This window comes from Snuella lapsa (assembly GCF_039539345.1).
Taxonomy (GTDB): Bacteria; Bacteroidota; Bacteroidia; order Flavobacteriales; family Flavobacteriaceae; genus Snuella; species Snuella lapsa.
The window spans coordinates 1-26533 of the sequence record NZ_BAABCY010000072.1; the positions used below are offsets into that span (position 1 = coordinate 1).

The following is a 26533-nucleotide window of genomic DNA, read 5'->3' on the forward strand; positions in this document are numbered from 1 at the left end:
GAGGACAAACTCTTCGATAGGTTGGTTATTGCTAATATCACAGGATTATGACGAAAAACGGATATTCAAAAATTTTATTTATATATTTGAATAAGTTCAATCGTTTGACTATATTTTTAATAAACCCTTTTATTAAGGAAAACCCAGCCCCTATTCTGCTAAAATAATGAGTGTATACTAATTAATCCATAAATGATTTACATTCTATGACTGATTTAAAAAAAGAAACTATTGATGCCTTGAAAGAAGGTAACAAATCTGCTTTTAGAGAAGTAATAGCTTTTTATGAAAAGAGGCTCTATGCGTTTATTTTTTCCTTTACCAAATCCAAACAAACTACAGAAGATATTCTTCAAGAAGTATTTATTAAAGTATGGACAATAAAAGAAACCTTAAATACCGACTTAGCTTTCAACGCTTTTATTTACAAGATAGCAAGAAACTTGACTTTTAATCATCTAAGAAAAGTAGCTAATCAAAATGCCCTTAGAGAATCCTTATGGAAAGGCATTAATGAAATGCACGAAAGGACTGAAAACACAATTATTTTTAACGATTATGAGTTTTTGGTCAACAAACTACTAAACGATCTTCCTAAACAAAAGCGAAACATTTTCATCTTATCCAAACAACAAGGAAAAAGCAATCAAGAAATAGCAGAAGAGCTTGGAATCTCTCAAAAGACCGTTAAAAACCATCTATGGAAGACGATGCAAATCATTAGGGAAAAACTTATGCCATATCTATCCGAATCATTATACCTTTTGGTCTTCTTAGACTTATATTTTATTCAATAACACCTGCTTTTTTATCAACATAAAAAAAATTGCTTCCAAACTTGGGACTTTTTTTCTTTTCAAGTGTATTACTAATATAAGGTGGCAAAAAACACCTAAAACAATTATTGTATGAGTGAGCATGAATACATTGATGACCTCTTTAAGAAATTTGTAGATAATTCTATAGACAAGGACGAATTATATACATTCCTCGATATTATTAAAGATCCAAAATACAAAGAGTACATTACATTATTAATGGATAAACGTTGGGAAGACACAACAGTCTCTCTCGACGAAAGTAAATTACCTTCAAATAGAATCAACTTTGTTACACTATACAGAAAAGCTATAAAGCTCATTGAGCAAAGGGAATACAAAAATACCTCACAGCACATTGCCTTTAAAAAAAAGACATTCCTTAAAAACTCCTATAAAATAGCAGCCGTTATTGTTATAGCATTGGGTGTATTTTCTGTTTTTAAATATGGATCATTTGAACAGAGTTCAAATTTTGAATCCGAAGTTAAACCCGTAATAGCTCCAGATGCCATTACATTAAAACTACAAAATGGCAATATTGAAGTCATAACCGAGGGGGGAGAAAAAACAATATTAGATACCGAAGGAAATGTTGTTAGTGCCCAAAAAGGAAATCAATTACAATATAAAAACGACAAGCAAGCAAAACTTACCAAACTAGTTTATAACGAATTAAATGTACCTTACGGCAAACATTTCGACCTGTTACTATCGGACGGTACACAGGTAAAACTTAATTCCGGTAGTTCCATAAAATATCCTGTCCAGTTCATTGACGGCCAGGAACGCAAAGTATTCCTAAAAGGTGAAGCCTTTTTTGATGTTACCAAAAACACAAACAACGCCTTTGTTGTAAACACTAACGATGTTAATGTTGTTGTTTATGGTACACAGTTTAATGTTTCCTATTATCCTGAAGACCCTACCATAAGTACTGTATTGGTTGAAGGATCCGTAGCGTTGCGCAAAGAAGAAGGCGATCAAAACGATCAAGTACTACTTAAACCCGGACATAAAGCTGCCTGGGACAAAACAGAGAAAACAATAGATGTAGAACAAGTAGACGTAGAACTATATACTGCTTGGATAAAAGGCATGCTAGTGTTTAAAAACACACCTTTTAACCATATACGCAAAAAGCTGGAGCGCCATTTTAATGTAAACATCGAGGACAAATACCACCACCTTGAAAACCAAATATATACGGCTACTTTCAGGGACGAATCCATAACCGACATTTTAAATGCCTTTCAGGAAGATACACCTTTTGAGTACCTTATAGAAGGTGACAAGATAACAATTACTAAACTTAATAATTAACCTTAACCAATATGCATATGAAAAACTGACTACTAGAACCTCACTGTAAGAAAATCACAAAAAAAAAGCCCAGAAAATGCAGCCACATTTTCCGGACCAATAAGTGATTTAAAAAAAGTTAAATCATCAAACCTTAGCAAAAATATGAAAAAAACAACTATGAGTATGTTTTTCGATTCCGAAAAACTGCGTAAAATCAATTTAAAAATGAAACTTACGACACTATTTTTGTTAGTTTCGCTTCTGAAAATACAGGCTAACACCTATTCTCAGAATACCAAGATCAGCTTAGATCTGGAAAACACGAGCATACAAAATGTATTCAATACCATTGAATCTTCATCAGATTTCAGGTTTCTATATAACCACTTAAAAGTCGATCTCGATAGAAAAGTATCCATTCACGTTAAAAAAGAGCGCATTTCAGATATTTTAAAATCATTATTTGCAGACACAGATGTCTATTTCACTGTCAAGAAAAAACTAATCATTTTAAAAACCAGTAAGAAAAAGGAAGATAAAGAGGTTATCGTTGCCACACCCTTCCAGCAATCCGTAACAGGAAAAATAACCGATGCCAACGGCGTACCCTTACCCGGTGCTAGTATATTGGTAAAAGGCACAACAAACGGTACACAAACCGACTTCGACGGGAATTTCTCGCTAAACATAACAACCGAGAACGCCATCTTAGTTATTTCCTACATTGGTTATACTACTAAAGAAATACCAGTTAACAACCAAACATCCATTACGGTTAGTCTGGAAGAAAATACAGCAGAACTGGACGAAGTGGTAGTTGTTGGTTATGGTACTCAAAAGAAAGTAAACCTAACAGGTTCTGTTGTAACGGTATCTGAAGAGGATTTTGAAAACAGAAACGTTTCTAATCCTGTGCAGGCATTACAAGGTAGAGTTGCAGGTTTACGCGTAACGCAAACTACAGGAGCACCAGGTAATGAAGATGTTACATTTCAGCTTCGTGGTGTTAACTCCTTTTCTTCAGATTCCAATATTTCTTCTGTAGATAAAAATAAACCTCTTGTACTTATTAATGGCTTAGTTGGTAACATGAACGATTTAGATCCAGCATTTATAGAATCGGTTACCGTATTAAAGGACGCCGCTTCTGCTTCTATATATGGTGCAAGGGCTGCAAACGGAGTTATTTTAGTAACAACCAAGAAAGGTGCGGCAGACAAGACTTCAATTACTTATACAGGGAGAATAATGAACCAGAGTATGATCAATCAATTAGATCGTGATTGGAACTCTGTTAACTTTATGGAAAAAGTAAATGCCTGGTTGGCTCCTTATACAGGGAGATATTATTCAGATGAGGTAATCAATAATTTTAGAAACAATCCAAATTCTGACGAGTTTCCAAACTTTAACCATGAAGATTTTTATTTAAAAAATGTAACAATTAATTCTCATAGTCTTCAAATTGGAGGAACATCTGGAAAAACTAGATACAATGTAGGGGTTGGACATTGGGATCAAGATGGTATAGCTGCTGGGTTTACCTTTAAAAAAACCAATGTTTTAGTGAATCTTGAGTCTGAGGTCACAGATTATTTTAAAGTAGGAGCTTTCGTTAATGGAACTGTCTCTAAAAGAACAGAACCTTATAACGGTGAGCGTGATTATTTAATGGGTATTTTATCACAGTCTCCAACCTATAAGCCATGGTTATTGGATGGTTCGGGAAGATATACAGGTAGTAATAATGGATCACTTCCAGAATCGGTGGGTTATGCAGATGTTTCCAGTAAAAATGCCTATGCGATATCTAATAATCCAAACGCATTGACTTATGATGATCGTTTAGCAATTAATGCCAATGCCTTTGCAGATATTAAACTTTTAGATGGTTTAAATTGGTATACAAAATTTGGAGCAGACATCACCCAAACAGATTATAAAAACCGTAGACCTGTACTTAGAATGTACAGTTACCGCTCTGGTGAGTTCCAAGGTAATATGGACAATATTGGCGATGAACAGTTAATTCACCGTGTTGGTAAGCGCGAACATTATACTATCTTTTCACATTTAAATTACCAAAAGACCATTAACGAAGACCATAACTTTGGGTTAATGGTTGGTTTGAGTCAGGAAACAGACAAATATGAAACTATTGAGGGTATTCGTCGCGGTTTTGCATCACCTAATTTAGATGTATTATCTGGAGCACCTAGTGCAGGACAAACTAATGCGGGCAATATTGAGGAATTTACCTTACGTTCATTCTTCGGAAGATTTACTTATAACTACAAAAGCAAATACTTAATAGAAGCCAACTTCAGACGTGATGGAAGTTCAAGATTCCATAAAGACAACAGATATGGGGTATTCCCTTCATTTTCTGCTGGATGGAATATTTCCAAAGAGGATTTTTTAAGTGATGTAGATTGGTTATCTAATTTAAAACTAAGAGCATCTTATGGGCAAATGGGGAATGATCTGGTAGGATTGTACCCATATCAATCGGTCCTTGCATTAGGTAAAGATTATCCATTCAGTAATTTGTTACAAGGAGGAGCTCTTAGAGAAGCACTTTCAAACCCAAACATACGATGGGAGGAAACAGAAATTACAGACATTGGTTTTGATCTTGCAATGTTTAACAATCGTTTTACAATGACGTTTGATTATTATGACAAGACTACCGATGGTATTTTGCGTGTAGCCCAATTACCGCTTTCTTCAGGATTGTTAGCTCCTTTTGTTAACGAGGGTGTTGTAAATAATAAAGGGTTTGAAATTGTAACGGGTTATCAAAACACCATAAATGATTTTTCGTATGGCATAAACTTTAACATATCGGCATACAAAAACAAACTAGTAAAATTTGGAGCAAGAACATTTGATCTTAATGCCATGATTGAAGGCAAGGAAATTAACAGATACTTTATGTATCAAGCCGACGGTATTTACCAAAGTCAAGCTGAAATTGATAACGGTCCAACACCAAGATGGCCTGCAGCTCCTGGAGATATTAGGTTAAAGGATATCGATGGCGATGGTGCCATTACACCAGATGATCGTATTGATGTAGATGGTGTTAACCCTGATTTCTTCTATGGTTTTGATCTTACAGCTAAATATAAAAACTGGGATTTCTCAGCATTCTTCCAAGGGGAACAAGGTCGTAAGGTACTAGTTAACAACGAATGGTCTTTAATATTACCATTTACAGTACATGGGGCTAACCCAATTACTTGGTGGGATGATGCTTGGACGCCAGAAAACCCTTCCACAACGAAGCCAAGAGCTATTGCTTATAGTGCACCAGAAGGACAATCAATTAGAGAAGCAACAACATTCTGGTTACGTGATGCGTCTTATTTAAGGTTGAAAAACTTAAATATTGGTTACACACTGCCATCAGAATTAATGGATAAAATCTTTTTAGATAAGGTAAGGCTATTTGTAAATGCAGAAAACCTTCTAACATTCTCTGATTTTGAGTTTGGAGACCCTGAAAGACCTGGAGATAATCTTTATCCAATGTTTAGAACGCTAACTGCCGGAGCTACGATCAAATTTTAATCAATAACTATTTTAAAAGATTTTTTTATTATGAAAAAAATAAATTTAATATATAAGTCAATGTTAGCTATGGCTGTGTTAACACTTACAGCATGTGCAGACATTGATCTCAATCCCCACGATCAATTATCTGAAGGCACTTTTTGGCAAGCTGAGACAGATGCAGAATTAGCTTTAACAGGTATGTACGATCAGCTCAAGGCTGGTGAGCCTTGGGGACAAAATAGTTTTTTAAACTCATTTTCGCTGCCAGCATTAGATGCAGCTACGGACAATGCCTATACACAACATAATCGTTTAGGTCTTAGAACTGCATACCAAACTGCAATTAATTCACAGACAGGAGGAATAGTTACAGATTTTTATAACATAGCCTATAAACAAATAGCTTCATCTAACTATTTTTTAGAAAATGTTGATAATATAGAAGGTGTTGATGCCACTAAGATGAATAGATGGAAGGGTGAAGCCCGTTTTTTTAGAGGGATGATGTACTTTTTCTTAAGCGAATTTTATGGAGGTGTTCCAATTATCACAGCTGCTTACAAGTTAGACGATGAGTTAGCACCACGTGCTTCAAAAGCTGAAGTGGTTGCACAAGCTACCCAAGATTTAGACTTTGCAATTGCAAATATAGAAAATAAGCCATATGATGGTAGAGTTGGGAAAGCTGCGGCTCAAGCACTTAAAGTCAGACTTTTAATGGCTAATCAAAATTGGTCCGAAGCAGCTAGTTTAGCCAATAGCATTATAACCGATGGAACTTTTGATCTAAGTCCTTCATTTACTAGCTTATTTACTGCTCCAGAGCAGGCAGGAAACCCTGAAATAATATTTTCTATTAGATATCTTATTCCAAATGATGAACACATTGGTTCCTTAAACTGGGGATGGTGGTTAAGCGTAACACCACTTGCCAATTTTGTTGATGACTTCGAAATGGCTAATGGGTTACCTATTACTGATCCAGCATCTGGTTTTGATCCTGACAACCCTTATGATAACAGAGATCCTAGAATGAGCCAAACAGTAGATCATTTAGGGTCTGAGTTTGGATTCCCTGCTGAATATGGAGGTGAGACCTATATATGGGATGAAACTAATAGGGGACTTGCGGCTCCGCTTATGTATAATTTAAGAAAATATGCTGATAGAACTTTTCAAAACAGCGTAGGGGCGGCTAACCACTGTGATACAGACTATGTTATTCTTAGATTTGGAGAAGTATTGCTAAACTATGCAGAGGCACAAAACGAAGCCTCTGGCCCAGATGCTAGTGTTTACACGGCAATTAACAGAATTAGATCTAGAGCTGGAATGCCTGATATACCTGCTGGCTTATCTCAAAGTGAAATGAGGGATGTTATTCGTCATGAAAGACGCGTGGAATTAGCCTTTGAAGGCATTAGATGGTTCGACCTGAAACGTTGGGGAACCTTAGTGGAACGTGTTAGTACGATTGATGCCACACAGGTTCCCGTTCCATATATTATTAGCAGTAATAATGATTTATGGCCGATACCTCAATATGAAATAGATTATTACAAAGCCCGTGGTCAAGAGTTAGGTCAAAACCCCGGGTATTAATCAGATTTTTTTTCATATAGTTTTTTTGAGTGTTAGACCGGCATTATGGTTTTTTAATGTCGGTCTAATAATTAATATTCATTAATAACTCTAACGCCATGCAAAGCAACAACCAACCTTTTACCAAAACCAAAACACGCATTGCTTTTTGTGTTTCCAAACTTCTGTTACTTGTCATTTTATCCTGCCAGTCTAAAGACAAAAACAGGCAAGCAACCAAAGAGCTATCCTACACGTCTAGCAATTCTGCACAAACCGAAGTTATGTTCAATAATATATCCAAAGCGGTTGGTTTGGGTAATTTTCATTATGATAACGGTAGCTATGGCGAGTTTTTTCTTCCCGAAATTATGGGAGGTGGTGTTGCTTTTATAGATTACAATGGCGATAATTATCAGGACATGTTACTGGTAAACGGCGGGACTATGAAAGAAGGTGAAGAACAGAGTATAGATGGCCTGTCCCTCTATAAAAATGTAGAAGGCAAGACTTTTAAAGACGTAACAAAAGAAATGGGGCTTGACAATATACATGCCTATGGTTTTGGATTTACCGTTGGGGACTATGATAATGATGGAGATGACGATTTTTTCCTGGCCACCTTAACACATAACAGACTATTTAGAAACGATGGTTCAACTTTTACCGACGTTTCTAAAACATCTGGTATCTACGAAAAGAATGTCTGGAGTACATGCGCCATGTTTATCGATGCCGATCGCGATGGCCTTCTCGATATTTTTGTTGGAAACTATGCCAAATGGTCCAGACGCAAAGACCGCAGCTTGTTTTGTACCGAAAACGGAAGAACCGACGATTATTGCTCTCCCGATATGTACATAGGAGAACCCTGCTCTTTTTACCATAATAATGGCGATGGTACCTTTACCGAAGATGCCAAACAAAGAGGACTGCATATAAATGCACCAACAAAAACATTAGGAGTCGTAGAAGTAGATTATAATAAAGACGGTTGGCCAGACCTCTTTACTGCCAATGATGCTGTGCCAGATCTCGTTTTTAAAAATAATGGTGATGGCACCTATACCGAAACAGGAATGGGAATGGGCGTTGGCTTTGGTGTCGATGGGGCGCCAACAGCAGGTATGGGAGCTGCCGTAGGCGATGTAAGGAACGATGGCTCACATTCAGTTTTCATTGGTAACTTTTCAAAAAAGATGATGACCGTATTCCGTTTTTCAGAACAAGGCGTTTATGTGAACGATTCCGGACCTTCACAAATCGGAAGACAAAGCCTGCAAAGTCTTAATTTCGGGCTTTCACTATTCGATGCAGAACTCGATGGCGACCTGGATCTTTTTGCCGCTAACGGGAGTCTGCGCAATAACTAAATTCTCCCCTCTAAGAATCCCATATTTTATTTTTTTCTCAGATACCTCTCCGAATATTCTAATATTCAAAATAGGTTTTTGCGCAGTCTGACGGTCACGTATTCCTTTCAGTTGAAGAGAAATCAAAAGACATCACCCTGCTACAAAAACCGCATTTCTTTATCAACGACGGTTCAGGAAAATTTAATGACATCATAGCAAAAAACCCACCATTTTTAAAAGACCCTATGTTGGCACGATCCACAGCCTATGCCGATATCGACCTGGATGGCGATCTGGATTTGGTTATTACCGAAAACCAAGGTCCCATTCACATCATGCAAAACAATTCCAAAACTGGAAACTTCCTTAAAATTTTAGCCAAAGGCAACAACGGTAATAAAAATGCATTCGGTGCCACTATAGATGTTAAGGATTCCAATGGACTAAAACAAACACGATTTGTAAAGTCTTCCGACAGTTACCTATCCCAATCCGAAACACCAGTTACCATAGGTTTGGCCAACGCCAATAAAGTCGTTACCCTTAAAATTACCTGGCCAGACGGAAGCCAATCGTCCTTTAGCGACATCGATGCCAACAAATTCATCAAAATAACGCAAGGTCGTCAAGATTTCGAAGAAATAGCAATGCCTGTAACACCAACCATAAACTAATCGCTATGGGCAATAAATCCAAACATAAAAAATCGTTTCATCTAATAGCAAGCTTAACTATCTTACTCGTATTAAGTAGTATTCTATTAATCTATTTTGATAACTTCTCACCCACAACCATATACCTTGGCATAACCGCACTCCATATAGTAATAGGTGTCATGGTTCTTTTTTTACTGCTCTTCTTTTTGGTATTCCATCTAAAACTAAAACGCGACATCTTTTCAAAAAAACAATCGCTTACAGGTTTATTTACCCTATTAGTAGCATTAATTTGTATCCTTTCAGGGCTTATACTCACCTTTTTTGATATAAGTAATAATTTAAATTGGATTAAGATCTTACACCCTATTTCTGCAGTATTAACTTTGTTTACTTTCTTTCTTCACGATTCCTTTAAAACATCTTTAAGTAAATTAAACAATCGCTTAAAAGAAAAACAACCATTTCCAAAAACACAAACCATCCTTTCATTAGGACTCGTTTTAAGTTTATATCTTATATACAGTTACGCTACCAAAGAAGACACACCACAATACGTAGCCCTTACCCCCGATATCATGTCTCCGGGAGAAGCCTTACCTAAAGACCATAAATCTATCGATCCTAAAATGTTAGACGGCTCCCCTAGTTGCGGCACAACCAATTGCCATCCAGACATCTATGCACAGTGGAACGAATCCATGCATCACTTTTCGTCATTTAACAATCCGTACTACCGTAAATCTATCGATGTACTAAAAAGTTCTGGCGAAGGAGCCTCTACCCGATGGTGTGCTTCCTGTCATGATCCATTACCCCTGCTAACTGGAAGCATGAAAGATAATTTAGAACATTTCGATCCCGATTCGCATATCGCCCAAGCAGGTATCACCTGTCTGTCCTGTCATGCCATTCAGGAAGAACCACACGTTAAAGGCAACGGAAAATACCTTATGGATCAAGTAGCAGCTTTCAATAAATTGGGAGACCCCATGCCTTCAGAAATTCATAAAACACTATTAAGTTCAAACCCCGAGCCCCACGCCAAATCATTGATGAATGCAAACTTGCAATCAGAAAAATTTTGCTTAAGTTGCCACAAAGTATCCATTCCCCCAGCAGTTAACAACTACCGATGGAAACGCGGCCAAAATCAATACGACAGTTGGCAACGCAGCGGTGTTTCTGGAAATAATGTTAGATCATTCTATTTCCCCGATCAACCCAAGAATTGTATTGGATGCCATATGCCCAACATCCCTTCAAACGACAAAGGTAACGATAACGGTTATGTAAAAAGTCATCGCTTTGCAGCAGCTAATACAGCCGTTCCCCTAAAAAATGGACACCACGGACAATTAAAGGCAGTTAAAGCTAACCTTACTAGTGGTATTGCCGAACTGGATATCATTAAAGTTAAAATTAATGGTAAAGAATACAACCCGACCGAGCCAATACCTCCCATGACCGCTGGCGACGAGGTGGCTATAGCACTTTTAGTCAACAATCGTAAAGTAGGTCACCGTCTTCCAGCTGGTACCAACGATACCAACGAATGGTGGCTGGAAGTTCAGGCAAAAGACAAAAAAGGAAATACCGTGCTCGCATCTGGAGCTATGGATGCCTTGGGACAAATTGATAGCACGGCCCATTACCTTAGAGCCATACTCATTGACAAAAAAGGCAATATTATTGACAAAAGAAATGTTAATGAGATGTATGCCGCTGCATACAATAACACCATCAATCCAGGATCTGCCCATCTCGTAAGGTATAAATTTAAGGTGCCAGAGGGCATAACCGTTTCCGACATTAAAGCCAGCTTAAAACAACGTAAATTTAACTGGTACTATGAGAATTTAACCTTCGGTGGCGTACAAGAAGGCCATAACTTAGGAGATCCCGTAAAAGTTGGTAAAAAATGGTTGCTTTCCAATCCAAAAAAACCAGATATCCCAATTACAACCGTAGCAACAACTACCAGAAGTGCCGATAAAGAATATACAACCGCCGCTCCCCTTTGGAAGCGCTGGAACGATTACGGTATAGGACTCTTCTTCGAAGGGGACGACAAAACGGCTTTTATGGCCTTTTCAAAAGTAGATAAATTAAGACCCAATACAGAAGATGGCGCCGTTAACATGGCCCGGGTTCTTATTAATGAAGGATCAATTACAGAGGCCATGGACATCTTAAACGAAAGCCTGGTCAAATACCCAAACAACAAAAGACTCCATTACTTCTTAGGAAAAGCCTATCAATCTCTGGGTGACTACGAAAACGCCATCACACATTGGATGCTGGTCTATGAAAAGTTCAAAACCGATTTTAAACTACTATTGGAAATCAGCAATGCACACTATTTGCTTGGCGAATATGAAATTGCCGATTCCTTTACTACACAAGCCTTAGCCGTTGATCCCGAAGATTTCGGCGCTATCTATCAACAACTATTAATATACCAGGCACAAGGCAAAACCGAACTGGCAGAAACATGGAAAAAGAAATACCAGTATTATAAAAGAAACGAAAAGGAAGAATTCGTTATCGCCGATTTTCTGGAAGCCAACCCGCAAATTAAGATCGAAAACAACCACACACATTACCACGATTTACACAATCAAATAAAAGTAAACTCTAACGAACCATTAATACAATAAATTCTATTTAATGAACAGAAAAAAACGGTGGCTTATAATCCCCCTTAATCTTTTAATAGCTGGGCTTTCCTATACCCAAGAAGTATTGACCAGTCCCGACAACCAACTAACATTCCATATCGCCCTCTCAGAAAAACCAGAAGCAGGAGCCAATATTGCCTCCTATGCCGATGGTTCCCACCTGTATTATAAGGTGTCTTCAAACGGACGGACAATCATTGATCATTCACCCTTAGGGCTTACCTTAAATTACGCCGATTTTTTCAATGATCTGCAATTTAAGTCCAATAGTAAAATAGAACCCAATAAAGATTCCTACAATGTAATACACGGCAAGCACACCAAAATAAACAGTATCTATAATGAACGTCAATACGAATTTATAAATTCAGACAATCAATTATTAATCATTAAAGTAAGAGCATACAACGAAGGCATAGCCTTTCGCTATATTTTGCCCGACAACTACACCAAAGAAAGACGTGTTTTAAATGAATATACAGGGTTTAGAATCCCTACAGACGGCAAAGCTTGGATAGCTCCATACAGCGGCCCTACCAAATGGAAACCAGCATACGAACTCTACTATACAAATGGCAGTAAGGTAGCACAACCTGCTCCCGAAAAACCAGGATGGGTCTTCCCTGCCTTATTTCAAGTTAACAATGAAAAAGATTGGGTATTAATACATGAAGCTGGTTTAGAGAGCAACTACCCTGGTACGCACCTTGGCAACGATTGTCTTGATGGTGTTTATCGGATTGCTTTTCCCGACCCAGGAGAAGCCTTAGGGATGTATAAAGCCATCCCTTCATTTACCGGCCCTTGGGAAATGCCTTGGCGCGTTATAGTTACAAATAAGGAACTTTCAAAACTAGTAGAAAACAATATAGTTTTAGACCTAAACAAACCAGCCAGACCATTACAAGACACATCCTGGATCAAACCCGGACGGGTAAGCTGGGAATGGTGGAGTACCCAAGTAAGAGAACGCGATTTCAATCTCAACAAAACATTTATAGACTTAGCCGCCAATATGGGCTGGGAGTACTGCCTTATTGATGCCAATTGGAACGAAATGAAAGATGGCACCATAAATCAACTTATTCAATACGCAACCAATAAAAACGTTGGAATCTTTCTCTGGTATAATTCCGGTGGCCCCCATAACTATGTTTCCGAACAACCTCGCGGTCGCCTGCATGATCCGCGTGTGCGAAAAGAAGAATTTGCCAGAATAAAATCCTGGGGAGTAAAAGGCATAAAGATCGATTTCTTTAATTCCGACAAACAAGTTGTTATTCAACAATACCTCGACATTTTAGAAGATGCCTTAAACCATGAACTACTCGTAAACTTTCATGGTTGTACCGTACCACGGGGTTGGAGCCGTACCTATCCCAACCTTTTAAGTATGGAAGCCGTAAAAGGAGAAGAAACCTATGGCTTCGGAGCAGAATTTCCAGAAAAAGCCCCCTCCTATAATACAATTATACCCTTTACTAGAAATATAGTAGGTCCAATGGACTACACGCCTGTAGGCTTTACAAAGCACACCTTCCCCCATCTTACAACCAATGCACATGAATTAGCACTTACCATTGTATTCCAGTCCGCCCTACTCCATTTTGCCGATAGTCCCGAAGCCTATTCAAAGCAGCCGAAAGAAATTATACAATTTTTAAAGGACATACCAGCACAATTTGACGAAGTAAAGCTTATAGATGGCTATCCCGGTACCCATGTAGCCATAGCCAGAAGAAAAGAAAACAAGTGGTACATAGGCGTGATCTCTGGACAATCAAAACCACTTCAGCTACAGTTGGATCTATCATTCATTAAAACCAAAAATGCCAAACTCATGGAAATTAGCGATGCAAAAGATGGTCAGTTTTCATTCAAACAAAACAACATAAAACAACAACCCCATACATGCAATCTTCAACCTTATGGAGGCAGTGTATTAATCATCAACGAACAATAAATTAAAAAAGTACAGCTATAAAATGATAAAAACAATAGTATACACGTTTCTATTTTTAATTACCTATAACATGGCAATCGCCCAAAATAACTTCAACCACAACTATTCGCAAACAGTTGTTATGAAATTATTTCTATCCAAACCAGATGGTCAAGGAGGAAGTATGGTGGCCTGTAACTTCGAAACAGCTCTAGAATTAATAAAACAAGCCGATCAATTAACACTACAAGCCCCTAAAATCATCTATCTGGTAGGTTGGCAGTACAACGGACACGATGATAAATATCCTGCCTTTTTTGAAGTAAACAAAGCCCTAAAACGTCCTCAGGACCCTACAGCACAAGCCAGTTTATCCTGGTTAATACAAGAAGCAAAAAAATACCATACCACAGTTAGTCTACATATTAACATGACCGATGCCTACGACGACAGTCCGCTTTGGGACACCTATGTAGAACACGATCTGATCTCAAAAAATAAAGACGGTTCGCTCATGGTAATTGGTAATTATAATAACCGTAAAGCCTACCAAATTAATTACCGTAACGAATGGCATGCAGGCTGGACCCAAAAACGTATCGACAGCCTTACAAACCTCATCCCGGAATTAAAAGAATCCGGAACCATTCATATCGATGCCTGGATAGCCCGGGAAAGTAAAGGACACTACGAAAGCCTGGTAACAGAATCCGATTACCAAAAAAAAGCCTTAGAGTATTGGCGTGATAAAGACATTGACGTTACCAGCGAATGGGTCATGGACTATATGACCGGACTGGTGCCATATGCCTGGCATTTTAATGCCCGTACACAACAGGATTATTTGGACTATCCGGCCAATGTATATACCGGAAGCGGAATAAACCCAGATGTTAAATACAGTGATTTCGACCTGGGATTTCTTTTTGGTCAGAGTATGTATGGAGAAAGCCTATGGCCTTATTCACATAAAAATGATGATGAGAAAAAGCATTGGGACCAAGACTTTGCCCAAAAATTTTATTTAAACTGCCTCCAATATTTCTTTTTAAACAACCTCACAAGAAAAAGAGTTACAGGAAATGGTAAAAACCGAAAAGCCTTGTTCTCTAAAGGAGTCGTTACCTCTTTAAAAGATAGTACCGTTAGTAAAGGAAATATCTATTACAGACAAAAAAACACAGTCCTGTTTCCCGTAATCTGGAAAGACGAACCCATTCTAGCAGCCTATAGTGATGTTACCATAACCCAAAGCTTCCTACTCGACGACACTTGGAAATATTTTAATACACTGGGCATATTCGAGGTAAGTACTTCGGGGCTCAAGCAAACAGATAAGATCAAAGTTAAGAACGATCGCATACAACTAACACTTAAAGCCGGACAGCCTTATATGATAAGACCAATTAAAAACAATTAATAATGTCATAAATTTTTAGTTTCTTCATGTTCAGAAAACCATAAAACTTTAGCAAATGAAACATAAAGGAAGAAGACAATTTTTAGGAAACCTATCAACATTGGCGATAGCCGGAGGCACCTTACCCTTACTCACAGCAGCCACAAATAGGCCAAAGGAGACCACAGCCCCGTTCAGCTTCTTGTGTCCCCCCTACCTTCAAAATAGCACTGAAAATTCGGTACACATTCTATTTATTACAAACAATAATGCTCACAGTTGGATAGAATATGGGGAAACCGATCTGGATCTAAAAGCCGAATCATATCTGGATGGATTTGTACAGGCTAACAATACATTAAATAGCATACAGCTTAACAACCTAAAACCGGGAACAAATTACAAATACAGGATAATAAGCCGGGAGATCGTAAAGTTTGATCCTTATGATCTCGTCTATGGAGAAACCATCACATCCGATACATTCGAATTTAACACCGTAGATTCGAATGCCAATAGTGTGTCCTGTCTTATCCTTAACGACATTCATGATCGTCCCTATTCCTTTTCCGACCTGTTGTCGCTAAACAAGGATACCAACTATGACTTCGTAGCCCTCAATGGAGATATGTTCGACTATCAAACGGACGAACAGCAATTGATCGATCATCTTATCGCGCCCTGTACGAGCCTGTTTGCCAGCGAAAAGCCGTTTATCATGATACGTGGCAATCATGAAACGCGTGGTAAATTTGCCAGGAACATAAAAGACTACTTTCAGTTTCCGGAGCAGGAATATTATTTTTCCTTTAAACAAGGTCCGGTACATTGGATCGTTTTGGATTCGGGAGAGGACAAGGAAGACGATACCCCCGTATATGGTGACATTGTAAATTTTGATGACTTCAGAGAACAACAGGCCAAATGGCTGGACGTCGAGCTACAAAAAAGCGAATACAGCAACTGCAAGTACAAGGTCGTTCTAATGCACATTCCGCCTTTTCATTCCGGTGACTGGCATGGTACTACTCATTGCAGGCAGGTATTTAATCCGGTGTTTAAAAAGTACAATATAGATATGGTTATTTCCGGGCATACCCATCGCTACGGTGTACACCCTCCCAACGATGACCACCCTTATCCTGTCATTATTGGTGGTGGCCCAAAAACCGGTTCCCGTACATTAATCCAATTCCATGCAGACCAGAACAATCTTGAAGTTAAAATGATACGCGATGATGGAGAAATGGTCGGTCAATACAAACTTTAATAACACCATAATAATGAGCAATAAAATTTAACCCTTTATGTGTGCTATAATACATTCTCGACTAGTAACTAAAATAAGACTGATTTTAGCTTTTGGTCTAATATCCGCATCAAATACCCATGCACAAAATCGGGACACCCTATATTTTGATGCCTCAGGCAATCAGCAACATATTAAATGGCAACACCGTTATGATCAAACGCTGACCTTGAAATTATTCATGTCGCAAGCCGATTACGAGGGTAAACAAAAGCGAAAGGACAATGGCAAGACGAAAGTATATGTCAACTTTGAACAAGCACTCGACATTATCAAAAAGATCGACAACCTTACTTTAGGTATGCCTAAGATTATTTATTTGGTAGGATGGCAGTATAATGGACACGACTCCAAATACCCAGCCTTTTTTGAAGGCAACAAAGCACTAAAACGTCCACAGGATAAAAATGCCCTAGAAAGCCTTAAATGGCTTATGGAAGCTGCTAAAAAGTATCATACCACGGTGAGTATCCATATTAATATGTTCGATGCCTACGAGGACAGTCCGCTCTGGGACACCTATGTAAAAAACAATATCATAGCACGCCATACCAACGGCAACCTGCGAAGAGGCGAATGGGGTTATCCCATTAGTTATGCCCAAGAATGGAAAACAGGTTTTGCTCAAAAACGCATTGACAGTTTATGTGCACTGCTTCCCATTACAGAGGCAGGAACCATTCACATTGATGCCTTCCATACCTGGCCACCAATAGGAGAAGAAGGCCCTGGAAAAAGACCGTTCCTAAAAGCCCCTACAAGCCCATTCCTTAATTTTTCAATACAAGATGAAACCCAAGCCCAGAAAAGCATATACAAATATTGGGCTTCAAAAGGCATAGACGTAACCAGCGAAGGCGCAACCTTTTTACGCCAAGATGCCTTTGAAGGCTATCAACCAATGGTTTGGTGGGTAGATTGGGGACTCAAAGAATACATGAAATGGCCAGCATCATTTTATACAGGTGGCGAAGACAGAAGCATTAACGGAAAACTTTTTGGCTCCAGCATGCACGGCGAAGATATCATCATGAAAGACCCCGAAAACCTCTCAGGATTCAAAGCCCAGTTTTGTACATCTGCTATCATATGGTATTATTTAAATAGACTAGAACGTCAAAAATATGTTGCAAACGATACAGCAAAAAAAGTATTTTTCTCAAACAATGTGGTTACCGCTGTTGCAGGCTCAGAATATACCATTACAAAGAACAATAGAATTCTGGTTGAAAATGAAAATGTATTCATCCCTGCACTTTGGATAGATAACACAACCATTATTGCCTATAGCAAAACAGGCTATAAAAACAAAACATGGCAACTCCCCAAAGACTGGCATCATGTCACACAAGTTACTATTGAAGAAATAAGCCTTAGTGGTCAAAAAACCATAAACAACCATAAAACACCAAACGGCCAATTGAATCTGAGCTTAGCCCCCGATCAAATACTACTAATAACACCAAAAAGATGAGACCACTACATTTTTATAAAATAGCAATTACACTATTACTCATTGCTACAACCGGTTTTTATAATTACGCCCAAAAACCAAAACAAATCATCAATGTACGCGATTATGGTGCACTTCCCAATGACGGCAAGGACGATACCAAAGCCCTGCGCAATGCCGTAAAAGCAGCCATAGCACAACCGAATAGCAAGTTACTGCTTCCTGCAGGACACTACCATATTTCCGACCCCCTGGCATTAAAAATACAAAGCGATGCCCTATCGGGAAAACTGGGCAAAAACCCACAGGATCAGCTGTTCGTTCCCAATAAAGAATATGCCATTGGTTTGGATTTTAACGGTGCCAAAGACCTGGAAATACAGGCCAAAGACGCACTACTTATCTGCGACGGTTGGATGGAGCCCTTGTCCTTTCGAAATGCAAGGAACATTAGCCTTAATGGCATCACTATAGATTATAAACAACGTCCCAATAACCAAGGAGAGATTGTTAATATGGGAACCGATTTTGTAGATGTGACATTTACCAAAGAAGAACACTTAGCTAAAGATCAAATCGTTTTGCGTATTATGATCTACGATAAAACCAAGCAATCATTTTCTGGTGCCGGTGTGTATTACAAACGTAAAGAACAGATCGCTCCAAACACGATGCGATTTTATGGTAAAGACATTCGCAACCAATCCAAATTGGGCAATATGCTCATTACCTACTCAGGTTTTCATTACCGTCCCGCCATCCTTATCTATAAAACAAAAGACATTGTTTTAAACAATGTTACCATTAACTCCCAAGCTGGTATGGGTATAGTAGGACACCTAAGTGAAAACATAACCATGAACCATCTTAAAATAGTACCAAACCAAGGACGTTACGCCTCTACAAATACAGACGCAACCCATTTTGCTACCAATAGAGGTTTCATAAAATTTAATGCTTGCGAGTTTGGAGGTCAGGGTGACGATGCTACCAATGTACATACCTATTACACCTCGATAGCTAATAACGACCCGAATACAAAACAATGTGATATTATGGTAGACCGTAAAAACTATACACACTCCTCATATTTAGATGAACCCCAGGCCGGAGATGTTTTAGCTATCATTAACAAAAATACGCTGGAAGAAAAAGGTTATGTAAGAGTACGTCAATTTTGGACCAATCCGCTTCAAGATAAAGTAAGAATCGAATACGATGGAGAAATTCCAAACGATACCGATAATTATTATCTCATCAATATTACAACAACCCCACAATTAGAATTTAAGCATTGTATTGTCCGTTCTCACCGAGCACGGTCGGTTTTGGTTAAAACAAGAAAAGTCCTAATCAAGAACAATACCTTCTCTAACACTACAGGAACCGCAATTCACGTTGGAGCAGAAGGTGACTGGGGAGAAGGCACCGCCTCCGAAGATGTTATTATTACAGACAATGTATTTAACAATTGTGGATTGGGTGGTCCCAACGATGGAACCATAGAAGGTGCCTCAGCTGTAGCCTTGCACGTTAAAGCTCCCAACAAGAACATACCAGGATTACACAAACGTATCTTAATAGAAAACAATGTCGTAAATGGTGGTAAACATGCCATCGTTATTAAAAGTTCAGAAGATATTACCATTCGCAACAATGTATTCAACAACCTAACTAACGCTCCTATTTCTGTCGGTACCACAACCCGCTTAAAAGCCTATAACAACCACGGAACCAACACCATAACCATAGGTAACGATCAACCTACTTTACCTAACCAATATTAACTTAAAATGATCCATTTAATAATATGAACCTCACCAAAACAATAGCAAAAACGTACTTATTAATTGTTTTACTAGCATCCTGCCAATCTGGTAAAGAACCCCAAAAAACAACTAATAAAAGTATTTACAGTACACATCCGGCCGAAAAATGGGAAGATGCCCTTATAAGCGGCAATGGTAAAATGGGCATTATGGTTTTTGGACAACCCGAAAACGAACAAGTTATCTTTAACCATGAGTTTTTATACGAACCCATAGGCAGTGAAGCAGTAGAACCACCCAATATTGCAAAATACCTTCCAAAAACCAGAGAACTGCTCATTAATGGCAAATATGAAGAAGCCATTAAGTTTTCAGTAGAAATGGCTAAAAAAGAAGGTTTTCCAAAACTATTATGGACAGATCCCTACCATCCCGCATTGGTCATGAAGATCCACCAACCACAAGAAGGTAGCATCGAAAACTATAAAAGAGCCGTTGATTTTGAAACAGGTGAAATTTCAGTAAGTTGGAATAGTAATACCAATAACTTTTCGCGACACGCATTTGTTAGCAGGGCAGACAATATCATTGTACAAAAACTTAGCAGTAGTGCACCAATAGACTGCTCCATTGTCCTTGAAATGCAAGGTGCCGAACCAAAAGATTGGGCTACCAGAAAAGAAATCCCATACGGAGTTTCAAATTTACAACAATCAGCAGGCCCTGAATGGCTTACCTTTAGACTCGACTACAACTTAAATAAACGCGGATACGAAGTAGTAACAAAAGTTATCAAAACCAAAGGTGATAACCTCGCTAAAAACGATTCCATAAGTATAAAACAAGCCCAAGAAGTATTACTTATAAGTAAAATTGTCCCTTTAGAAGACTTTAGCCAAAGTCAATTAGAAACCACCAAACTAGCAATTAATAGCCTTGGCACCAATTACAAAGAACTTCTTGACAAGCACGCTCAAATTCACAGTAACATATTTAATCGCTTGAACTTTACAATTTATCCAGCCGATGCCCCTCGCCATTCGGTTGAAGAACTCATCAATGAACAGGAATCCAACCCCGATAAAATCAATCCAGAGTTTTTAGAGGCTATGTTTAACATGGGAAGGTATGCCTTATTATCATCCAGTGGCGATAACCCACCTAATCTTATGGGCATATGGAATGGCGCCTGGCGTCCTGCATGGTCTGGCGATTTTACTACCGATGCCAATATCAATCTCCAGATCTCATCCGCCAATATAGCCAACATGCCAGAAGCCATAGACAGCTACATGAAAATGCTAGAGCGCATTGCTCCCGATTGGGAAACAAACGCAAAGAATATTTATGGCTGTAAAGGTTACTTAGCAGGCACAAGGACTTCTGGACGCAGAGGTTTACACACACATTTCAACGTGCCATTTCCCGGACATTTCTGGCTGGCAGGTGCCGCCTGGCTACTCAATCCTTGTTACGAGTATTACCAAGTGTCCGGTGACCGCGAATTTTTAACCAACCGCCTACTCCCAATGATGGAAAAAACAGCCTTGTTCTTCGAAGATTTTCTTGTTGAAAAAGACCAGAATGGCTCCCTTATTTTTGCACCATCATACTCACCCGAAAACAGCCCTGCCAATATTGATGTACAAGCTTCGGTAAATGCGACTATGGATATTGCGGCTGCGAAAGAAGCTATAAAAAACCTTATAAACATCTACAATGAACTCGGCATTAAACCCGAAAACAAAGCAAGACTAGAAACGCTATTAAAACATTTCCCTCCATACCTAATTAATGAAGATGGTGCATTAAAAGAATGGAGTACGCCCGATCTGGAAGACAATTACAACCACCGTCATGTATCGCACCTATACCCTGTTTGGCCCGGTCTCGAAATAAACCCCGAGGAAACCCCAAAACTCTTTGAAGCTTCAAAAATAGCGGCATTAAAACATGGATCGGGTAATGAATCCGCGCACGGACTGATGCATATGGCCCTGATTGGTGCGCGATTAAAACAACCGGAATTACTTTATAAAAACTTACGCTTTATGCTATCCAACAAGTTTATCTATAAAGGGTTATTTACTTCCCATAACCCCAATTTAAAAATATTTAACTCGGATGCACTGTGTAGTTTACCAACCGTCATTAATGAAGCCCTCGTTTTTTCACGTCCTGGATTTATCGAATTACTACCTGCCTGGGGCGAACAAATAAAAACCGGTAAGATCACAAATATATTGTGCCGCACCCAAGCTATAATAAAAGAACTGGAATGGGATTTTGAAAAAGGTGTTATTACATGTACCATACAGTCTAAAAAAGCCCAAGACATTCAGTTAATGATACGCCATTATGATACTACATGGACAATAGATGACAATACTGCGAACAATATCACAAAAAAAGGAGAACCGCTTACCATACCCTTTGCTAAAAACGACACAAAAACATTAAAAATATCAATAAACAAGTAATAAGATTAAAGTTCAAAAAAAGCGCAAAATCTAATAGATTTTGCGCTTTTTTAATGTCTTATACCTCTAGATCCCACTCCTTATTTTTCTTCTCCCTTTATATGGAATACCCAAGCATAGGTTTTATCGTTCCATCTGTTTAAAACAGTTTCCGGAATGCTAATGGTTAAACCTTTCTGATTATCAAACGTCCATTCTAAAACCGTTTCATTACCCAATATATTTATGGAGGAATCCGTTTCCGGTTTTACATGGTTTAAAGTTAAATTAGCTTCCGGTTTCTTTAAAACGGCGACATACAAATCATTGCTTCCCTTTTTCTTTATAAAACGAATGGCTTCACCCTGTTTATAATGGTTTTCAAAACTCTCCGTTTCATAAACAGCTTCACCATTGACTTTTAACCAATTACCTGTTTCCTGTAAACGCTCCACACTGGGTTCTGGAATAAGACCTTCAGCCGTCGGCCCTACATTTAAAAGGTAATTACCTCCTTTAGCCACAACATCTATGAGGTTATGGATAAGTGTTTCGGCCGACTTCCAATTATGGTCATCCTTTTTAAAGCCCCAGGTATCGTTCATAGTCATACACGATTCCCAATCCACTGTAGCCTTGGTTTCCAGTATCTCCTGTTCTGGCGTTCCAAAATCGCCTGCGTAATCAGCATCCTCTTTATTCATACCTTGCATACCTTGACGTCCTTTATCCACACGATTATTAACCAGAATGTCCGGTTTCAAAGAGCGCACATATTGGTATAAGGCCTGTCCTTGTTCATGCTTAAATTCATTAACCCATTCGCCATCAAACCACAAAATGGCTGGATCATAATTCTCTATCAATTCCTTTAGCTGCGGTTTCATATAATGCTCCAGATAATTGGCAAAATGTGCACTATTATCCTCCCGTTTATTCGGATCATCCTTTAAATAGGAATATACCTGGGCATCTTTATGATGCCAGTCCATAATCGAATGATACAACCCGAACTTAATCCCATACTTTTTACATGCCTCAGAAAGTGCTTTTAATACATCCTTTCCATAAGGCGCAAAATCAACCATATCGTAATCTGACACCTTCGAATCCCAAAGTGCAAACCCATCATGATGCTTAGATGTAATTACCAAATACTTCATGCCAGCATCCCTAATAAGTTTTACCCAGGCATCAGCGTCAAACTTTACAGGATTGAAGGCTTTAGCAAAGGCTTCATAGTCCTTAACAGGAATTTGTCCTCTCTGCATGATCCACTCCCCTATGCCCTTTACAGGCTTCCCTTGGTATTCACCAGCTGGGACAGCATAAACACCCCAGTGGATAAACATACCATAGCGTGCATCCCGCCACCAAGTCATCCGTTTGTTGAAATCTGCTTCCGATTCCTCCAAATAATTAACCGTTTTTACCGGTTCTTCTTCTAAAGGTGCTGTCTTTTTCTTAGACTGACAGGACACGGTAAGTACCGTTAACACGCATAATGTAATAAGATGTTTCATATTGATTATATTTTAGATACCCGTTATGCATTTTAACAAAAATCTGTCAATTCGAGTGAATTTGCGAAACTAGTTCAATCTAAAATGCAAAATAGGTTTTATATTATTTTATCTCTTAATCACTGAACGCCGTTAAGCACTCCATCCAGCCATAGTTTTTGATTGGCATGCAAATCCACATCAACCGTCTTCCCGGCATATTTGATGCTTACCTTCTGATCTCCTTTGGATAGCAAGCCCACTTTTTTAAGTACTCCGGCCTCCCATACCATATCAACTTCAACATTGCCTCGTGCTTTTAATCCGCTTACGTTTCCTGTTTCCCAATTAGACGGGAGGGCTGGTAATAATCTAAGAAACCCTTCGTGCGACTGTAATAATAATTCGGCCACACCGGCGGTATATCCAAAGTTTCCATCTATTTGAAACGGCGGATGCTCGTCAAACAGGTTATCGGCAATCGAAATTTGAAAAAACTTTCGGATATTGTCCTCAGCAGCAGCAGGATCTAATAAACGGGCATTAAAATTAATCATCCATGCCCGGCTCCACCCAGTACCGGCACCACCGTGCTGCAAGCGAAAATCAATAGTCTTTTGGGCTGCCTTAAAAGCTTCGGTATCCGCTTCGGTTATCTGTGTACTGGGATGCAAGGCGTATAAGTGTGACATATGCCTGTGGCCTTTCTCTGGTTCGTCATAATCGTCATTCCATTCTAAGATACGTCCATCTTTTCCAACAACCACTCCTGGGAACAGATTGTCTTTTTTAGATTTAACCTCTTTAGTAAAATCATTGTCTATATTCAAAACTTCCGCAGCTTTCAAAACATGATCAAAAACTTCGTTAATAATCTGATGTCCCATAGCTGCACCATAGGATATAGCGGCAGGCTTCCCGTCTTTAGCAGTATACGAGTTCTCTGGAGAAGTTTCCGGTGTAGACACCCATTTCTTCACATCTTCATCCCATACCAACCAATTCGTATAAAATTGAGCAATCGCTTTCATATAAGGATACGCTCGTTCTCTTAAAAAGGCTTCATCCTTTGTAAAACTATAATGTTCCCAATAATGCTGCGCTAACCAACCACCACCATGAATCCAAGAACCCCAGTAGGGTCGTGCTGCTCGCATCCAGGCAGGTGCCCACAAATCGGTGGCATGGTGCATCATGGCACCATCCATACCGTACTGGTCTTTCGCCGTTATCTTTCCACGTTCCAACAAACGATCTGAAAAGTCTAATAAGGGCTCGTGCATTTCACTTAAATTAGTGAGCTCCGCCGGCCAGTAATTCATCTGTAAATTAATATTCAAATGATAATCGGCATTCCAGGGCGCTTGGATATGATGATTCCATATACCCTGTAAGTTTGCGGGGTTGGTTCCCGGCCTAGAAGAGGAAATTAATAAATACCGCCCATATTTAAACAATTTAGCAGCCAGATCGGTGTCATCATGACCTTCTTTAATACGTGCCAAACGTTTATCGGTAGGGATCGAATCCAATGCGCGATCTCCCAAATCTAACCGTACCCTGTCGTAATATTGCTTATACTCCTTTTTGTGTCCATCCAACAGGGCTTCCAAAGATTTGGCATCTACTTTAGCAAGGATATTATCGTTTTGCGTTACGTAATCCTCATGATAAAACGATGTAGAGCCAGCTACGATCAAAATTGCTTTCTTTACCCCTTTTAGCACCAACATGCCGTCTTTAGCTTCAACGCTACCCGAGCTGTTTTTCACTTTTAAGCGTGTTTCAAACTTAACCCCATAATCAATGGGAAACGGCTCGTTCATTTTTTTGCCTCCATACTGTGTTACCATCCCTTTCATGCTAATCTCATGCTCAGATGGATTGGAAACCATAACCGTTTTATGCCCATTATCCTCAGGACGATCCAAACGTAAATTAAAATCCATACCTTCATTCGCTTCTGTCTCCAGTGCGATAACCAGCACATCATCGGCAGCAGATGCAAATACTTTTTGGGAATACGCCACCCCATCAGCTGTATAATCAACCAATGCTACAGCTTCATCCAAACTTAGGCTTCTTTTATAATTTTCTACATTTTTTTGCTTCGGAAAGTCTATATAGAGATCACCCATAGTTTGATGTGAGCGCAATACAGACTTATACGAAAAGCGTTCCACAATTAATTTGTCAACTTCATGTGCCTCTCCTTTTTTTAATAAGCCCCTAAGAAGTTCTAAATCCTCCTTACTTCCTTGGGAATCCCCCCAATCTGGTCCTCCCGGCCACATGGAATCTTCATTTAACTGAATGCGTTCATGCTGCGGATCGCCAAATACCATAGCCCCCAAACGCCCATTACCAACGGGCAATGCCTGCATCCATGTTTTTGCAGGTTGTTCATACCACAAAACATCGCTGTATTGTTCTATTTTTTTTGCTCCCTGTTCTTTACAGGAAACAGATAAAATGATTAAAAGTAGCAGTATTAAACGATACCAATAGCTATTTGTTTTCATGGATATTCTTGTTTTAGTTCTTGTTATTTTATGTTCTTTATAATTTAATAAGTATCGACCAGTGATTTTATTTCTAATTTAGAATTATCAAAACCCTTACCTTCCACCACAATGGTTTTGGGTACATTTGGCAATAAATCGAAGTAATTGTCAGAAAGCTTCAGCGAAGCCCCTTCAACGGTTATGAACAGATCTTTTACCAACGTTGCCGCACGCAACGTCAT

The 26533-nt window shown here is 38.9% G+C and carries 16 protein-coding genes; 13 read left to right on the plus strand and 3 right to left on the minus strand.

The genetic code is table 11. The features are described 5' to 3' along the window. Positions 1 to 206 precede the first annotated feature (206 nt). From ABD792_RS13320 to ABD792_RS13380, 13 genes are all read left to right on the plus strand, one after another. Positions 207 to 797, plus strand: a complete 591-nt coding sequence (locus ABD792_RS13320; protein WP_345006734.1) for an RNA polymerase sigma factor — start codon at positions 207 to 209, stop codon at positions 795 to 797. A gap of 111 nt (positions 798 to 908) precedes the next feature. Beyond that, complete coding sequence (locus tag ABD792_RS13325; RefSeq protein WP_345006735.1) at positions 909 to 2141, plus strand: FecR family protein; 1233 nt, start codon at positions 909 to 911, stop codon at positions 2139 to 2141. A gap of 144 nt (positions 2142 to 2285) precedes the next feature. Continuing rightward, the gene (locus tag ABD792_RS13330; protein WP_345006736.1) at positions 2286 to 5696 is read left to right on the plus strand and encodes a TonB-dependent receptor; all 3411 of its coding nucleotides are present in this window, start codon (positions 2286 to 2288) and stop codon (positions 5694 to 5696) included. Between the two features lie 30 nt (positions 5697 to 5726). Beyond that, positions 5727 to 7283 (plus strand): RagB/SusD family nutrient uptake outer membrane protein, encoded by a 1557-nt coding sequence (locus tag ABD792_RS13335; protein ID WP_345006737.1) that lies wholly within the window; start codon positions 5727 to 5729, stop codon positions 7281 to 7283. Positions 7284 to 7381: 98 nt separating this feature from the next. After that, positions 7382 to 8635, plus strand: coding sequence for an FG-GAP repeat domain-containing protein (locus ABD792_RS13340; protein WP_345006738.1), 1254 nt, complete (start codon positions 7382 to 7384; stop codon positions 8633 to 8635). Between the two features lie 227 nt (positions 8636 to 8862). Then, complete coding sequence (locus ABD792_RS13345; protein WP_345006739.1) at positions 8863 to 9291, plus strand: ASPIC/UnbV domain-containing protein; 429 nt, start codon at positions 8863 to 8865, stop codon at positions 9289 to 9291. Between the two features lie 5 nt (positions 9292 to 9296). After that, on the plus strand, positions 9297 to 11933 hold the full coding sequence (locus tag ABD792_RS13350; RefSeq protein ID WP_345006740.1) for a multiheme c-type cytochrome: 2637 nt from the start codon (positions 9297 to 9299) through the stop codon (positions 11931 to 11933). A 10-nt stretch (positions 11934 to 11943) separates the two neighbouring features. Beyond that, on the plus strand, positions 11944 to 13917 hold the full coding sequence (locus tag ABD792_RS13355; RefSeq protein ID WP_345006741.1) for a glycoside hydrolase family 97 protein: 1974 nt from the start codon (positions 11944 to 11946) through the stop codon (positions 13915 to 13917). Between the two features lie 22 nt (positions 13918 to 13939). Further along, positions 13940 to 15316: an endo-alpha-N-acetylgalactosaminidase family protein gene (locus ABD792_RS13360; protein WP_345006742.1), complete on the plus strand. Its 1377-nt coding sequence runs from the start codon at positions 13940 to 13942 to the stop codon at positions 15314 to 15316. Positions 15317 to 15371: 55 nt separating this feature from the next. Then, positions 15372 to 16565 carry a purple acid phosphatase family protein gene (locus ABD792_RS13365; RefSeq protein ID WP_345006743.1) on the plus strand — a complete coding sequence of 398 codons (1194 nt, stop codon included), beginning with the start codon at positions 15372 to 15374 and terminating at the stop codon, positions 16563 to 16565. A gap of 37 nt (positions 16566 to 16602) precedes the next feature. Then, a complete protein-coding gene (locus tag ABD792_RS13370; protein ID WP_345006744.1) occupies positions 16603 to 18078 on the plus strand; it encodes an endo-alpha-N-acetylgalactosaminidase family protein in 1476 nt (491 codons plus the stop codon). Next, entirely contained in the window at positions 18075 to 19844 is a 1770-nt protein-coding gene (locus ABD792_RS13375) for a glycosyl hydrolase family 28-related protein (RefSeq protein ID WP_345006745.1), read from the plus strand. The genes ABD792_RS13370 and ABD792_RS13375 overlap by 4 nt, the downstream gene beginning before the upstream one ends. A gap of 23 nt (positions 19845 to 19867) precedes the next feature. Then, positions 19868 to 22306 (plus strand): glycosyl hydrolase family 95 catalytic domain-containing protein, encoded by a 2439-nt coding sequence (locus ABD792_RS13380; protein WP_345006746.1) that lies wholly within the window; start codon positions 19868 to 19870, stop codon positions 22304 to 22306. An 80-nt stretch (positions 22307 to 22386) separates the two neighbouring features. On the opposite strand, the gene ABD792_RS13385 is transcribed toward ABD792_RS13380, so the two are convergent. The 3 genes from ABD792_RS13385 to ABD792_RS13395 form a co-directional block, all read right to left on the minus strand. Then, on the minus strand, positions 22387 to 23808 hold the full coding sequence (locus tag ABD792_RS13385) for an alpha-L-fucosidase (RefSeq protein ID WP_345006747.1): 1422 nt from the start codon (positions 23806 to 23808) through the stop codon (positions 22387 to 22389). A gap of 119 nt (positions 23809 to 23927) precedes the next feature. Next, positions 23928 to 26309, minus strand: coding sequence for a glycoside hydrolase family 95 protein (locus tag ABD792_RS13390; RefSeq protein ID WP_345006748.1), 2382 nt, complete (start codon positions 26307 to 26309; stop codon positions 23928 to 23930). 44 nt (positions 26310 to 26353) lie between these two features. Next, positions 26354 to 26533: glycoside hydrolase family 2 protein (locus ABD792_RS13395; protein WP_345006749.1), on the minus strand; the 180-nt coding region annotated here is incomplete at its 5' end.